This window comes from Actinomadura terrae, assembly GCF_022751215.1.
GTDB lineage: Bacteria > Actinomycetota > Actinomycetes > Streptosporangiales > Streptosporangiaceae > Spirillospora > Spirillospora terrae.
Genome location: NZ_JAICDG010000011.1, coordinates 85,952 through 100,732 on the forward strand (window position 1 = coordinate 85,952; position 14,781 = coordinate 100,732).

General features: G+C 72.9%; 6 protein-coding genes. All 6 read left to right on the forward strand.

Annotated features, from left to right (window positions below; all coding sequences use genetic code 11):
- Positions 1-389 precede the first annotated feature (389 nt).
- The 6 genes from K2F47_RS39670 (at position 390) to K2F47_RS39695 (ending at position 14,779) form a co-directional block, all read left to right on the forward strand.
- On the forward strand, positions 390-1,949 hold the full coding sequence (locus tag K2F47_RS39670; protein ID WP_242911415.1) for a hypothetical protein: 1,560 nt from the start codon (positions 390-392) through the stop codon (positions 1,947-1,949).
- On the forward strand, positions 1,946-4,537 hold the full coding sequence (locus tag K2F47_RS39675) for a phospholipase D-like domain-containing protein (protein ID WP_242911416.1): 2,592 nt from the start codon (positions 1,946-1,948) through the stop codon (positions 4,535-4,537). Before K2F47_RS39670 ends, K2F47_RS39675 begins: the two co-directional genes overlap by 4 nt.
- 141 nt (positions 4,538-4,678) lie before the next feature.
- On the forward strand, positions 4,679-8,554 hold the full coding sequence (locus K2F47_RS39680) for a DUF6079 family protein (protein ID WP_242911417.1): 3,876 nt from the start codon (positions 4,679-4,681) through the stop codon (positions 8,552-8,554).
- Positions 8,551-11,382, forward strand: coding sequence for a BREX-2 system phosphatase PglZ (gene pglZ / locus K2F47_RS39685; protein ID WP_242911418.1), 2,832 nt, complete (start codon positions 8,551-8,553; stop codon positions 11,380-11,382). The genes K2F47_RS39680 and pglZ overlap by 4 nt, the downstream gene beginning before the upstream one ends.
- Entirely contained in the window at positions 11,379-12,695 is a 1,317-nt protein-coding gene (gene brxD, locus K2F47_RS39690) for a BREX system ATP-binding protein BrxD (protein ID WP_242911419.1), read from the forward strand. The genes pglZ and brxD overlap by 4 nt, the downstream gene beginning before the upstream one ends.
- Positions 12,692-14,779, forward strand: a complete 2,088-nt coding sequence (locus tag K2F47_RS39695; RefSeq protein WP_242911420.1) for a DEAD/DEAH box helicase — start codon at positions 12,692-12,694, stop codon at positions 14,777-14,779. Before brxD ends, K2F47_RS39695 begins: the two co-directional genes overlap by 4 nt.
- The last annotated feature ends 2 nt before the right edge of the window (positions 14,780-14,781 follow it).

A 14,781-nucleotide genomic window follows, 5' to 3' on the forward strand; every position in this document is an offset into this window, starting at 1 on the left:
TCTGCTTCCTGGGGCGCTCGGCCCTGCGCGCAGGACCGACGCGGTTGCGGTGCCGAGAATCTCGGTGGGGTGTGGCCGATTTCGGACGTCGTTCGCGGTGAGTCATTACCGGGGGCGCGGCTTCTCCGGCGGCGTGCGTTACCTCAGAGGGTGGGGAAGGACGCGCGGTGCTGTGCTCCATTCCACCTAAGAAAGGGGCGTTCACCTGCGATGTCGCGTGGTCTCCCCGGCCCGCTCGCGCCAGTGACCGGGAGCCTGGTGGTGGAGTACGCGTGGCATGTCGCGGGGTGGCCAGAACGTCGTCCCGGAGTGGTTCGTGACGTCCTGAAATCGGGGGCGTTGCCGGGTGCGCTTGCGTAGGTTCTCCCGGAGAACCGAGAAGGGGGCTCATGGCGGCGGTGGAAGGTCCCGAATGGTCGTGCCGTGGTATCGAACAGAAGGCCGGACGATATCCGTTGCAGGTGGAGGCGCCGGTCATGCGGCTCGCCGAGTTGCTGGTGCCGGGGATCTCCACGCAGACCAGGTACGTCCGCTACTACGCCCTGTACGCGGCGCTCGGCGCGCACGCGGCCGAGCACGACCTTGACGGTGCGGCGACGCGGCGGTTGCTGCGGCGCTGCGAGGTCGTCCTCGCCGGGGTGTCCATCGCGCATGACGACCCGGAAACGTGGCCGGGCATGGCGCACGCGGTCGCCGGGATCGAGCCGTTCTTCGAGGGTGGTGTGCTCGACATCGACGCGGCGGTGGGGAAGGACGAGCCGGACGGCGAACCGTCCACGAGCAGCAGAACGGATCGTTCGTACTCGCCGCGCTCCTCCGGGTTCTGGTCGCAGTATCTCGGGCCGAGCACGGTCCTCGGCGCCTCCGTGGACGAGGACGGCGCGCCGCGCCCTGGACGGCACGCGTGTCCCGCCGAGGTCGTGGACCTGTTCGCGCCGCTGCTGCGGGCCGCCGCGGGGCGCGCGCTCGACGGCGCGGGACTGCGGGCGCTCGCGCCGCTCGCGATGCAGGCCCCGGACCCTCCCGAGGCCCCGTGGCTGCGGGGGCTTTTTACCGCCACCCGGGACGGGCGTCACGTCCCGGAGGAGTGGGGGCCGGACGACAGGCGGCGCCGGGCCACGTTCCGGATGGTCGGCCGTGCGGCGGCGCTCCACGGTGGCGACGCCGCGTACGGGTGGGAGGAGTGCGCCCGGTCGGCCGTGGCGTTCGGGGACGAGGTCGAGTCCGATCCGGTGCTGCGCGGCGTCGAGAACGTGCTCGGGTGGCGCGGGACGCTGCTGCGGAACTACTCGGTCGGCGCGTGGCGGCGGTTGTGGGCCGGGCTGGTCCGGTCGATCGGCTCGCAGGACGGCGAGGGCGACCGGAGCCGAGACGAACTGCGGGCGTGGCTCGCGGATCCGATGCCGGACATGTCGCTGCGCGCGTGCCTGGACGGGGTGCCCGCCACGATGAGCGGCGGGCATCCGGCACCTGCGGAACGGGCGATCCTCGAACAGGCCGACTGGCGCGATCCCGTGGTGAACGTGACGATCCTGCTGATCGGCGGGCGCCGCGTCAGGGAGCTGACCGGAGAAGCCCACGCCACGTTCCTGGGGCAGCGGCACGACATCCTCAACCCGCTGTGGGTCGCGCACCTCATCGAGGACTTCGCGGACCGGCCCGTCAAGGACCTGGCCGTGCGGCTGGTGGACGACATGCTCGCGCAGGCCCGCCGGGTGGCGCTGGCCAAGACCCGCCCCGACGGCAACGGGCGAATGAGGTTCTTCTCCAGGATCCACGAGCGCGGGGGCCGCTACTACAAGACCGGCGAGGAGGGCGAGGGCGACATCGGCGTCCGCCTGCACCAGGTCGGGGACCTGGCCGAACAGCTCGGACTCCTCGTCCTCGGCGAGGACGGCGCGGCGGCGCCGACGCCGCTCGGCGCAGAGTTGCTGGAGGTGGGGGCGTGACGTGGGAGTTCTCCTCGCCGCTGACCCTGCTCGGCGAATGGCGTGACCGCGTCGACGAGGCCGAACTGCACGAGCTGGTGCTGCTGGGCTTCACCGTCGACCTGCCCTTCCTGGAGAAGACGCTGGTCTCGACCGCGCGTGCGCTCGGAGCGCGCATCACGATCATCGGTGACGCGGCGCAGGGTGTGTACGACCCGGTCGACGTGCGGATGGCCGGACGGTCCTACTTCCACGGCCTCGCCGCCTGCCAGGGCGCGTTCCATCCCAAGCTGGCCCTGCTGATCGGCGCGCACGAGGCGGTCGCGGCGATCGGGTCGGGCAACCCGACCATGGCGGGCTGGGGTTACAACGACGAGCTGTGGACCGTCCTGCGCGGCCACGAGACCGACGCCCCTGCGCCCCTCGGGGAGCTGGGCCGGTGGCTGGCCGAGCTCGCCGCCCTGTGCGGTCGGGGTTCGGGGCCGCTGTCGGCGCCCAGGTACGCGGCGGAACTGCTGGAGGAGGCCGCGACCCGGCTGGCGGACTTCCAGACCTCTCCGCATCCGGCGCGGGTCCTGCACAACCTCGACTCTGGGCTGCTGTCGCAGCTCCCCGCCGGTCCCGTGGACGAGCTGCACCTGTACGCGCCGTTCGTCGGCCCGGACGGGCGCGCCCTGACCGAGATCATCGGGCGCCTCGCCCCTTCCCGGGTGGTGGTCGGCGTCCAGGAACGCTGGAGCAGCTACGACGGCGACGCGGTCCTGCGATCGCTGGACGGCGTCCCGGATACCGAGCTGCGATTGCTCGCGGAGCAGCGGCCACGCCACGGCAAGCTGCTGGAGTGGCGGACCGGCGGGCACTGGACCGCGCTGACTGGTAGTGCCAACCTCACCGTGCCCGCACTGCTGAAGTCCGTCGCCTCCGGGGGCAACTGCGAGCTGGGCGTGCTCGCGCCGGTGGCGTCGCCGCTCATGCCCGAGGGCACCGCGGCTCCGCTCAAGCACCTGCGAGGGCGGCGGACGGTCCAGCCGATGGAGGGGCGTCCCGGGCTGCTCGTCCTCGGCGCGCTGCTGACCGGTGCGGGACTCCTCCAGGTCACCCTGGCGCGTCCCTACGACATCGACGTCGCCGTCGAGGTCTCGCCGGACGGATCGCCCGGGTCGTGGACCAGGATCGGCACCGTCCCGGCCGGGCGGACCGAGCGAGAGTTCGCCGTCCGCGAGTTCGCAGGCGCCGTGGTGCGGCTCGTCGATCCGCGCGCGGATGGCCGGAGCGAGTCGCCGCCCGTCTTCGTCGTCCACCCCGCCCGCTGCGCGCGCCGCCAGCCCGATGACCAGCGGCCCCGGCTCCGGCACGGCTACACCGAAGCGGAGATCTTCACCGACGAGGAGCTGGGCCGCCGCTTCCGCTACGACCTGCTCCGGCTCTCCGACCTGCTCGCCGGGCACCGGACCGTGCACGCGGCGCGCGGCGATCGGCCCGCGGCGACCTCCGCCGTCCACGACCGTTACGCCGCCTACCTGGAGGACTGCGAGCAGACCATCGGGCGTCCCCTCACCCTCGCGCTCTTCGGCGGAGCCGGTGCGCCCGGTCTCGCCCTGGTGCCGCGGTGGGGATTGGGCGCCGAGGCCACGACCGACGACGAGGACCAGGACGATCCGGCCGGTGACGACGAGGCCGCGCCGCGGGAGATGCCGCCCGACCGCAGGCGCGAATGGCGCCAGTGGGCCGTGCGGGCTGTGGAGCAGACCGTCCCCGGAGGGCGGGAGCCGGCGCCGATCACGCTGCGCACCCTCGTCGCCCGGCTGTTCGTCCAGCTGCTCGGCCACGGCGTGTGGCGCCACGGCGACGACTCCTGGCGTGCGCCGCTGGCCCGCCTGGCCCAGGGCCTGGTCGTCCATCCCGAAGACGAGGTCCCGGACGAGGCCGCCCAGCACGTGACGGTGGTGACCGCGGTCTGCATGGGGCTGCTGCGCAGCGGTGCCTCACTCACCGGCGGGAGCACGGCCGACCTTCTCGCCGCCCGCACCTGGCAGGCCGTCCGGGAGCAGGTCTCGGCGGCGGACCCGGACCTGGCCGGCGACCTGCTCGTCCCGCCGCGGCTGCCGCACGCCCACGTGCTCGGACGCGCGGAGTGGGAAGACCTCATCGACCTCGCCCGCGCGGACGACCCGGTCGCTCCGATCAGGGCCGAACTCGCCGAGGAGGACCTGACGCTCGAACTCGACGGCGGCCTCTACCGGGTCACCGGAAGGTTCTCCAACCCCGTCCCGGTGGCGGCCCGCGTCGCCACCCTGCTCGGACGCCACCTGGACACGGCGCTCGTGCACGCCGTCACCGGGGGCCGGTGGGCCTTCGTCGTCTGGCGTCCACCCCATCTCGTCCTGGCCGCCGCGCCCCTGTGGCCGGGATGGCGCGTGTACCGGGTGTCGCCGCCGGGCACGCCCGAGTCGCGGCTGGGCGGCGGGGAGGGGCTGCCCCGGACCGGCCTCGTCGGTGGGCCGGTCCCGCTCGGGCGGACTCCGCCGCCGCTCGCGCGGGACTTGCTGGCCGAGGCGGGCATCGACTATGCCGAGCTCCTGCGGAGGCTGGTCGGCCGCGAAGCATGACCGGCATCGGTCAGGGGCGCTCCGGCACGCTCCGTAGGGGGCGGAATCCCGCCGCGGATGGCCTCCGGGCGGAGGGCCCGGCACTATCTTTGAGTCGCGCGGCGCGGGCGTGCGCGCTGGTCGGAGCGAGGGGAGTCAAGGGTGGCGGAGCGGGCGGCCGAACTGTACCTGCGGGATGTACTCGACATTCCCGAGGAGGTCCTCGCCGGCGACTACAAGGTCGAGCTGACCGGCGGGTTCGACGAGGCCGACCAGCGCATCGACGAGTACGTCGTCACCGACCAGCTCAAGCAGGCGTTCCGCGAGTCGCTGAACCTGGTCAGGGCATCGGTCCAGGGAGGGAAGTCGAACGCCGCCTACCTGCACGGCTCGTTCGGCTCCGGCAAGAGCCACTTCATGACCGTCCTGCACGCGATCCTGGAGAACCATCCCGCGACGCGGCGCAAGAAGGAGCTCCACGAGCTGGTCGCCGACAACGACGGCTGGCTGCGCGACCAGAAGTTCATGATGGTGCCGTTCCACCTGGTCGGCGTCACCGATCTCGACTCGGCGATCCTCGGCGGCTACGCCGCGGCGGCGCGGCGGCTCGGCCTGTCCAGCCCGCCCGTCTACCGGTCCGACGCGATGCTGAGCGACGCGCGCAGGCAGCGCGAGTTCCTCGCCGACGACGCCAAGTTCGCCCAGTGGCTCGGCGGGGCGGGTGCCGACTCGCAGCCCGCCCAGCCCACCGACGACCTCCCGAACCTGGACCTGGGCGGCGCCTCCGGCTCGGCCTGGACCACATCCGAACTGGACCGCGCGTTCGCCGCGCCGCCCGGTGACGAGCTGCGCACCGCGCTGGAGTCGGCGCTGCTCGACGGCCCGTTCTCGGCCTACGCCTACGGCGCGCGCGGCGCGGCCGACGCCTACCTGCCGCTGGAGAACGGGCTCGCGGCGATGAGCCGGCACGCCCACAAGCACGGCTACACGGGGCTGATCCTCTTCCTGGACGAGCTGATCCTGTGGTTGCAGGCGCACATGTCCAACCAGGAGAAGGTGAACAGCGAGGTCAGCAAGCTCGTCAAGCTGATCGAGTCCGGGGACAGCGACCGTCCGGTACCGATCGTGTCGTTCGTGTCACGGCAGCGGAACCTGTCCCAGCTCGTCGGCGAGGACGTCGTCGGCGCGGACGTGAAGAACCTCGAGGCGGCGGTGCAGTACCTCGCCGGGCGGTTCAAGGTCGTCAACCTGGAGGACACCAACCTTCCCGAGATCATCAGGAAGCGCATCCTCCGGCCGCGGCCCGAGATGGAGTCCGCGCTGAACGAGGCGTTCCTGAAGGTCGAGTCCTACAACGCGGGCGTCAAGGACGCGCTGCTGGACGCGCACGGCGCCACGCAGGCGGGCTGGAGCGACTTCCGCGACGTCTACCCGCTGTCGCCGGCGCTGCTCAACGTGCTGGTCGCGCTCGCGGGGGCGCTCCAGCGGGAACGCACCGGCCTGAAACTGCTGAACACGATGCTGTCGCGGCGCCGCGACGACCTGCGGCTCGGCGACCTCGTCCCGCTCGGCGACCTGTGGGACGTCCTCGGCCGCGACATCGGTGAGGCGTTCACCGACCATCTGCGGCACGAAGCCGAGAAGGCCCGGCACTTCCACCTCAGGGTCCGCGCGCACCTCCGGGAGCGGTACGGCTCCGAGGAGCACAAGGACTTCGTCGCCGACGACCGGATCGTCAAGACGCTGATCCTGTCGGCGCTGGCGCCCGAGGTCTCCGCGCTCAGCAGGCTCACCGGCGCCCGGCTCGCCGCGCTCAACCAGGGGTCCATCCAGTCCCGGCTGTCCACGCCCGGCAGCGTCGTCGGCAACCGGCTGCGCGAGCTGATCGCCGCCGGGTTCGGCGAGATCCGGGCCGACGGCGACCGCGACCCGGTGTTCACCCTGCACCTGTCCGACCTGGACGTCGAGCCGCTGCTGGAGCAGGTCGGCGAGGTCGACAACCTCGGCGCCCGCCGCATCTGGGTGAAGGAGCAGCTCTGGAAGCTGTTCGGCGTGCAGGATACCGGCGCATTCGTGTCCGAGCGCGAGATCGTGTGGCGGGGCAGCAGGCGCACCGTCGAGTTCGTCTTCGAGAACGTCCGCGACCCCGCCGTGCTGCCCGATGAGCAGTTCAAGCCGTCCGTCGAGGGGCGGATCCGGTTCGTCGTCGACTACCCGTTCGACATCCCCGGCAGGTATCCGAGCGACGACGCGGGGCGGGTCGAGGAGTTGAGCCGCGCCGGTCTGGAGGCCGACACCCTCGTCTGGCTGCCCCACCACCTGTCCACGCAGAAGGCCGGACAGCTCGGGCGGCTGCTGAAGATGCGGTACCTGCTGGAGCGCGACCGGCTCGACGACTACGCCACGCACCTGGCCTCCGACCAGCGCGGCCGTGTCCGCAACCAGCTCCAGGCACAGGCCGGCAACCTCGAGTCGCAGCTCGCCGCGCTGCTCCAGCAGCTCTACGGCATCTCCGGCGGCGAGGAAGGCAACGTCTCCGCCGAGCTCCAGGACGGGCGGCACGTCCTGTCACTGCGACCGGGCTACGACCAGCCGCGGCTCCAGGGCGGCGCGGGATTCGAGCACAACATGCTCGCGCTGGCCGACGACCTGTACTCCAGGATCTACCCCAAGCATCCCGACCTGGACCTCACGCGCACGCGCAAGGCCGTCACCATGGGCGAGCTGAAGACCGTGCTGGCCTGGATCACCCGCGCGATGGACGACCGCTCCGGCCGCACCGTCGTCGACCGCGACAAACTCGCCCTCCTCAAGCGCATCGTGCACCCCCTGGAACTGGGCGAGGTCCACGACGGGCCGCTGATCGTCTCCTTCGAGTGGCGGCGGCGGATCGACCGGCTCGCCGCCCGGGACGGCAAGCTCGACGGCGACCTGGCCGTCGAGGACGTCCGCCGGTGGATCGCCGAGTACGGCTGGACCGGCCTCGACAAGCCCGTCTCCAGCCTCATCATCGCCGTCTACGCGCTGCTCGCCGACCGTGACTGGGTGCTGAACGGCGGCAGGCCCGACCAGTTCCCCGGGCTTGAGGCGGTGGGCAGCGGCTGGGCCCTGCGCGACCAGCCGAAACCGTCCGAGCAGCAGTACGGCAGGGCGCGGACGCGCGCCGCCGCGCTCTTCGGCGTCAGCGTCCCCGACATCCTTTCCGGCCGGAACGTCCGGAGGCTCGCCGAGCAGATCAGGGAGAGGGCCCGCGAGCTGGAGGCGCCCGTCAACGACGTCCGGAGGGCGCTGGAGGCCCACGCGCCCTCCCTCGGCATCGAGGATCCCGACACCCCGCGGCGCCGCTCGGTCCGCCACGCGGCCGACCTGCTGGCGCGGCTGGCCGCGGTCCGCGACCAGGGCACCCCGCTCGTCCAGGCGCTGGCGGACGCCGAGTACGACGTCTCGGACCAGGTGCTCGGGTCCGCGATGGTCTCCGCTCCGACCCTGCTTCGCGCCCTCGACGAAACACAGTGGGTGGTCCTGGACGGCGTTCGCGGCTTCGCGGGCCGCGGTGACGACATCGGTGCCCGCGCCGAACAGCTCGTCCGGCAGGTCACCCGCGCCGCTCGGGCCGACGAGTTCGTCGAGAGCCTCTCACCTGTCTTGGAGGCCGCGAACGAGCAGGCCGTCGCCCTCCTGACCGAGGCCAGCCGGCAGGCCCGGCCGGTGCCGACCACGCCGCCGCCGACCGATCCCGTGCCGGACCCTGAGGATGCCGGGCAGGGCGCGGGGCAGGTCAGCCTGACCGACCACGGCAGCCCGTCCGTCCCGTCCGGGCCTGGCGGAGGCACGCCCGGGGGCGCCGCGCCGAGGCACGGGCGCAGGCGTGTCGAGCCCGCGCAACTCGACCGCACGCTCAGTGACGCCGTTGCGGGCATCCAGGCCGATGTGCGGGCGTTCGTGGCGGCGAACCCGGGGGTCCCCGTCGAGATCACCTGGGAGCCCGTCGCACCGGCCGGTTCCGAGCACGAACCTGATCGGGGGCCGGACAGGTGAGCACGCCGCCCGTGGTCGACCGGCGGGTCCTGGAAGCGCTGCTGGACATCGAGCTGCCGCGGCGCGACGCCCGGGACTCCGCCCGGCTCGTCGTCGTCCACGGCCGGTACCGGGACGGCGCCGCCACCGAGTTCGGCATCCGGTTCGGCGAGCGGCAGCGGCGGGTGCGGGTCAGTGACCAGACATCCGTCCTCGGGGTCATCGACGCGTGGGAGTCCCACACGGCCGGTGCGGCGGACGGCTCTGACGCGATCCTCGTCATCACCACCGGGGTGGACGACCACCAGCTCGGCGCCGACCTGCGGGGGCACGCGCTCGGCCGCCGCGTGCTCAGCGTCGACCGGGCCGAGATCGTCAAGCAGCGCTTCGGCGCCGCGGACCTCGACCCGCGCATCCGCCAGGAGCCATGGCTGATCGACGCGCTGCTGGACGCCGAACCGTCCGAGGGCTGGCGCGTCCATCCCGCCGGGGCGCCCTGGCGGCGCAGCGGCGGCTCGGTGCTGACGCGGGACGCCGCCGTCCACACCCTCGTGGGGGCCCGCCTCGACCTGGCGGGCCTGCTGCCAGGGGGAAGGGACGGCACCGGTCACCGCGACCTGGACGTCGACTCCCTGCTCGCCTGGTCGCGCCTGCCCGGCGCGGCGGTCCGCTTCGCCGGGCTGCCGGCAGCGGAACGCCACGGCATCACCGCATGGCTGCGGCAGAACCTCGGCGATGCCGCCGCCGTCCTGCTCGCGCTCGTGGAGTCCGGCAGGGGAGAGGACGCGATGGCGCTCGGCGTCGTCGCCGCCGTGCTCACCGACCCCGCCCGCGCCCCCGAGGCGGCGCTGGCCATCGGCGGGCTGTTCGCCGGGGTCTCCCACGACCCCGGCGAGCTCGGTGCCTACGCTTCGGCCGTCCAGGGCACCCTCGCCCGGTGGATCGACGAGGCCCGCTCCGAACGTCGCGCGCACCGGGACTTCCGCGGCGACGTCATGAAGGTGTTGGACCGTGCCGACGAGCTGGCCGCCGTCGCCGGTCTCGGCGAGGTCGCCGCCGGTGATCCCTTCCTGCCCTCCGGCCTGGACGCCCGCCTGCGCGCCTTCGCCAACGCGCTCGGCGAGTCCCCGCAGGCCGCCGACGAGGCGCTGGCGGCCGTCATGGACCACCGGCTCGCCGACCTGTTCGCCGGACGCTGCGAGGTCGCCGCGATGGCCGCGCGCCTCCTCCGCTGGCTGGAGGCGCCCGGTTCCATGGAGATCGCCTCTGTCGGCGCGGGGATCGCCTCGCACGTCGAGGAATGGGGATGGGTCGACCGCGCCCTCAACGTGCTGTGGAACGGTGACCCGGGCAACGACCGGGTCCTCGGGCACGCGTACCGGACGCTCCTCGAACGCGCGCGGGCACGCCGGTCGCTGCTCGACGAGAGCTTCGCCCGCTGCCTGCGCGACGGGACGGTGCCCATGGCCGGCACCGAGACCTGGGCGGGAGCGCTGCTGCTGGAGTCGGTGATGAGCGAGGTCGTGCGGCCGCTGGCCGGTGAGACGGCCCCGCTCGTCCTCGTCCTGGACGGGATGAGCAGCTCCGTCGCCGCACAGCTCGGTGAGGAGCTGGTCCGCGGCGGGCGGTGGCTGGAGATCACCGGCACGCCCGGCGCGCGCCGCGCGGCCGTCTCGATGGTGCCCTCGGTGACACGGGTGAGCCGGGCGTCGCTGCTGTGCGGCGCACCGGCGGCCGGTGGCCAGGCCGTGGAGAGCGCTGGTTTCACCGAGTTCTGGAAACGTCATCGCAGGCAGGCGGCCCTGTTTCACAAATCCGACATCCCGGGCGGGCCGGGGCAGCGGCTCGCCCAGCCGCTGCTCGACGCGCTCACGGGAGACAGCGTCGTCGGGGTCGTCCTCAACACCGTCGACGACGCGCTCGACCACGACCGGGAGGGCGACCGGACCGGCTGGCGGGCGTCCGACATCACCTTCATGATCGACCTACTGAACGCCGCCCGCGACTACAACCGCCCGGTCGTGCTCGTCTCCGACCACGGGCACGTCCTGGACCGCGGCGCGTCGGACGTGAGGCAGACCGCGGGTCAGGGTGCCGCGCGCTGGCGCACCGGCGAGCCCTCGGACGGTGAGATCGCACTGACCGGGCCCCGGGTACTGGAGGGCGACGGACGGGTCGTCGTCCCGTGGCGGGAGGACATCCGCTACACGCCCCGCAAGGCGGGGTACCACGGTGGCGCCAGCCTGGCCGAGATGACGGTGCCCGTGCTGGTCATCGTTCCCTCTGCGGAGCTGCTGCCGAAGGGCTGGTCGATCCTCCCGCCCGAGGCGACCGTGCCCTGGTGGTGGACGGCCGGGGCCGAACCGCGACGAGTACCGGAGCAGGCCGCGTCCACGAGGTCCACTGATGCACCTGGGCGACCCTCCGCCGCGTCCAAGGCCCGGAGGAAGGCGGAGCAGGAGGAGGCGCTCTTCACGGTCAGCGAAGCCTCACCCGCACCGGCGGCGCCCGCCGCGGCCCCCGCGCCCGCCACGCTCGGGAGCCGCGTCGTCCGCTCGTCCGTGTACGCGAACCAGCGGAAGTACCTGCGCAAGGCCCCCGAGGGCCGGCAGGTCGCCGCGGTCGTCGACGCACTCGCGGGCGCGGGCGGCCGCCTGTCCGCGGCCGCCGTCGGTGCCGCGGCGGCGGCGTCCGGCGGGCGGGCCCCCCGCAACGCCGAGCTGTTCATCACCGCCCTGCAACGCCTCCTCAACGTCGAGGGCTATCCCGTTCTCGAGCTCATCGACTCGGGCTCCACTGTCAAACTCGAAGTGGACCTGTTGCGCGAGCAGTTCGGAGTGGAGCAGTGACGGACGCACGGACACCGGTCAGCGCCGTCCGCCGCCGGGAGGTCATCGACGCCCTGCGGCGCGGCACCGTCCCCCGCGCCGGGCTCGACCTGTTCGCCGTCGGCCTGGACCGGTTCGCCGCGGCGATGGACGAGGAGATCGCCGCCGTCGGCAAGGGCGGCTCGGCGTTCCGCGCCATCCGCGGCGAGTACGGCTCGGGCAAGACGTTCTTCGCCCGCTGGCTGGGGGAGCGCGCCAAACGGGCCGGCCTGGCCGTCGCCGAGATCCAGATCTCCGAGACCGAGACGCCGCTGCACCGGCTCGAAACCGTCTACCGCCGCCTCACCGAACGGCTCACCACCGCGAGCCATCCCGTCGGCGCGCTGCGCCCCATCGTGGACCTGTGGTTCTACACCCTGGAGGAGGAGGTCCTCGACGCCGGGCAGGTCGCCGAGGACGACACGGAGGCGCTCACCCGCGCCGTCGACGAGCTGATGGAGCAGCGGCTCGCCGACGTCGCCCGCACCACGCCCGCCTTCGCCGCCGCGCTCCGCGGCTACCGGCGGGCGAGCGAGACCGGGGACGCCGGAACCGCCGAGGCGCTGATCGCCTGGCTCGGCGGGCAGCGGTCGGTGGCCGCGTCCGCCCGCCGCGCCGCCGGGGTCCGCGGCGACCTCGACCACTTCGGCGCGCTCGGCTTCCTCCAAGGGCTCCTCACGGTGCTGCGCGACTGCGGGCATCCGGGGCTCCTCGTCGTCCTGGACGAGATCGAGACGTTGCAGCGCGTCCGCGGCGATGTCCGTGAGAAGGGCTTGAACGCACTCCGGCAGCTCCTCGACGAGATCGACGGCGGCCGCTTTCCCGGCCTATTCCTCGCCATCACCGGCACATCCGCGTTCTTCGACGGCACCCAGGGCGTGCAGCGACTCCCCCCGCTCGCCCAGCGCCTGGCCACCGACTTCACCACCGACCCCCGCTTCGACTCGCCCCGCGCCGTTCAGCTCCGGCTCACCGGGTTCGACCTGCCGAAGCTCGGCGAGTTGGGGCGCAACGTCCGTGACCTGTACGCGGCGGGCGGAAGCGAGCGGATCTCCGCCACCGTCGACGACGCCTACATCGCCGATCTCGCCGCGGCGGTCACCGGTGGGCTCGGCGGCAAGGTCGGTGTCGCGCCCCGCCTCTTCCTCCGCAAGCTGGTCGCCGACGTCCTCGACCGGGTCGAGGAGTTCCCCGACTTCGACCCGCGCCGCGACTACGCGCTCACCGTGTCCAGCGCGGAACTGAACGAGACCGAGCGCAACGCCGCCGGGGACGTCCACCTGGACCTTCCGTGACCTCGTCCGCCGACCGGCTCTCACCCGTGCTGACCCACCACATCGTCAACACGCTGGGCTGGCGGTCGCTGCGCCCCCTCCAGGAGCAGGCCGTCGGTCCCGTGCTCGGCGGGGAGGACGCCGTCCTGCTCGCCCCCACCGCCGGGGGCAAGACCGAGGCCGCCGCGTTCCCGCTGCTGTCGGCCATGGACACCGGGAACTGGACCGGCCTGTCCGTCCTGTACGTGTGCCCGCTGAAAGCCCTGCTCAACAACCTGCTGCCCCGCCTGGAGACCTACACCGGATGGATCGGGCGCCGCGCCGCCCTGTGGCACGGCGACGTGCCACAGACGGCCCGCCGGCGCCTTCTCACCGATCCTCCGGACGTGCTGCTGACGACCCCCGAATCGCTGGAGGCGATGCTCCTCAGCGTGAAGGTGGATCAGCACCGGCTGTTCGCCGACCTCCGCGCGATCGTCGTCGACGAGGTCCACGCTTTCGCCGCGGACGACCGGGGCTGGCACCTTCTGGCCGTGCTCGAACGCCTCACGCGGCTGGCCGGACGCCCCATCCAACGCGTCGGCCTGTCGGCCACGGTGGGCAACCCCGCCGGGCTGCTGACCTGGCTGCGGGGCTCCAACCGGAGCCCGGCGCGCGTCATCGCTCCGGAATCGGAGCCGACCCGGAACACCGCCGTTGAACTCGACTACGTCGGCTCGGTCTCCAACGCCGCCACCGTGGTCGCAGCGCTCCACCGGGGCGAGAAACGCCTGGTGTTCTGCGACTCCCGGCAGCTCGTCGAGGAGCTCGGCGCCGCGTTGCGCGCCCGCGGCGTCACGACCTTCCTGTCCCACGCCTCCCTCTCGCTCGACGAGCGCCGCCGCGCCGAATCGGCCTTCGCCGAGGCCCGCGACTGCGTCATCGTCTCGACGAGCACGCTCGAACTCGGCATCGACGTCGGCGACCTCGACCGCGTCATCCAGCTCAACGCTCCGCCCACCGTCGCCGCGTTCCTACAACGCCTCGGCCGCACAGGCAGGAGACCGGGGACCACGCGCAACTGCCTCCTGTTGACCCTCGACCAGGACTCGCTCGTCTCGGCGGCAGCCCTGACGCTGCTGTGGAGCAGGGGCTACGTCGAACCCGTCCAGGGCCCGCCGGAACCCCGCCATATCGTCGCCCAGCAGATCCTTGCCCTCTGCCTTCAGGAGCACAAGGTCGGAAGCCGCTTGTGGGCCGAGCACTGGAACGGGCTCGCGCCCTTCGACCGCGGCGCCGAGCCGATCGTCCGCCACCTCGTCGAACACGGATATCTCGAACAGGATGGCGAGTTCCTCTTCATCGGCCCCGCCGCCGAGGCCAAATTCGGCCGCCGGCACTTCATGGACATGACCGCCGTGTTCACGGCGCCCCCCGAGTTCACCGTCCTGTCCGGGCGCCAGGAGATCGGCCGAACCGACCCCATGCTCCTCGCGGAACGCGTCGAGGGCCCCCGCGTCCTCCTGCTCGCCGGGCGTAGCTGGCAGGTCACCTGGATCGACTGGAAGCGCCGCCGCTGCTTCGTGGAACCGTCGGACCGCCCCGGCAGGGCACGCTGGTACGGCACGGCCTTCAGCGGTTCCGGATTCGCGCTCACCCGCGCATGCCGGGAGGTCCTCCTCGGTGCCGATCCGCCCGTCACCATGACCGAACGAGCTGTCCGCCACCTGACCGAGGCTCGTGACGCGGCCACCTCAAGGGTCCATCCCGGAGGTACGACCATCACGCGCGACGGCGACGACATCCGCTGGTGGAACTGGTCGGGGTTCCGGGCCAACGCCGTCCTCGCCGCCACGTTGTCCGGCGTGACCGACGAGAAGCAGCGTTTCGAGGACGAGTGGCTGCGGCTGCGCCCCGATCTCACGCGCGAAATATGGAAGGCGGGCACCGCCGACGCCGCCGACCGCCTGTGCCTGCCCGACATCGACGAACGCGCCGTGCGCGGTCTCAAGTTCAGCGAGGCCCTTCCGGGACGTCTCGCCACGGCCACGCTTGCTGTGCGGCTTGCCGACCTTGAGGGAGCCCTGGCCGCGTTGTCGGAACCCGTCCGCTTCGTTTCTCTCTAAGG

Coding starts and splice junctions, on each gene's coding strand:
- K2F47_RS39670 (WP_242911415.1), top strand. CDS start 390: ATGGCGGCGGTGGAAGGTCCCGAATGGTCGTGCCGTGGTATCGAACAG.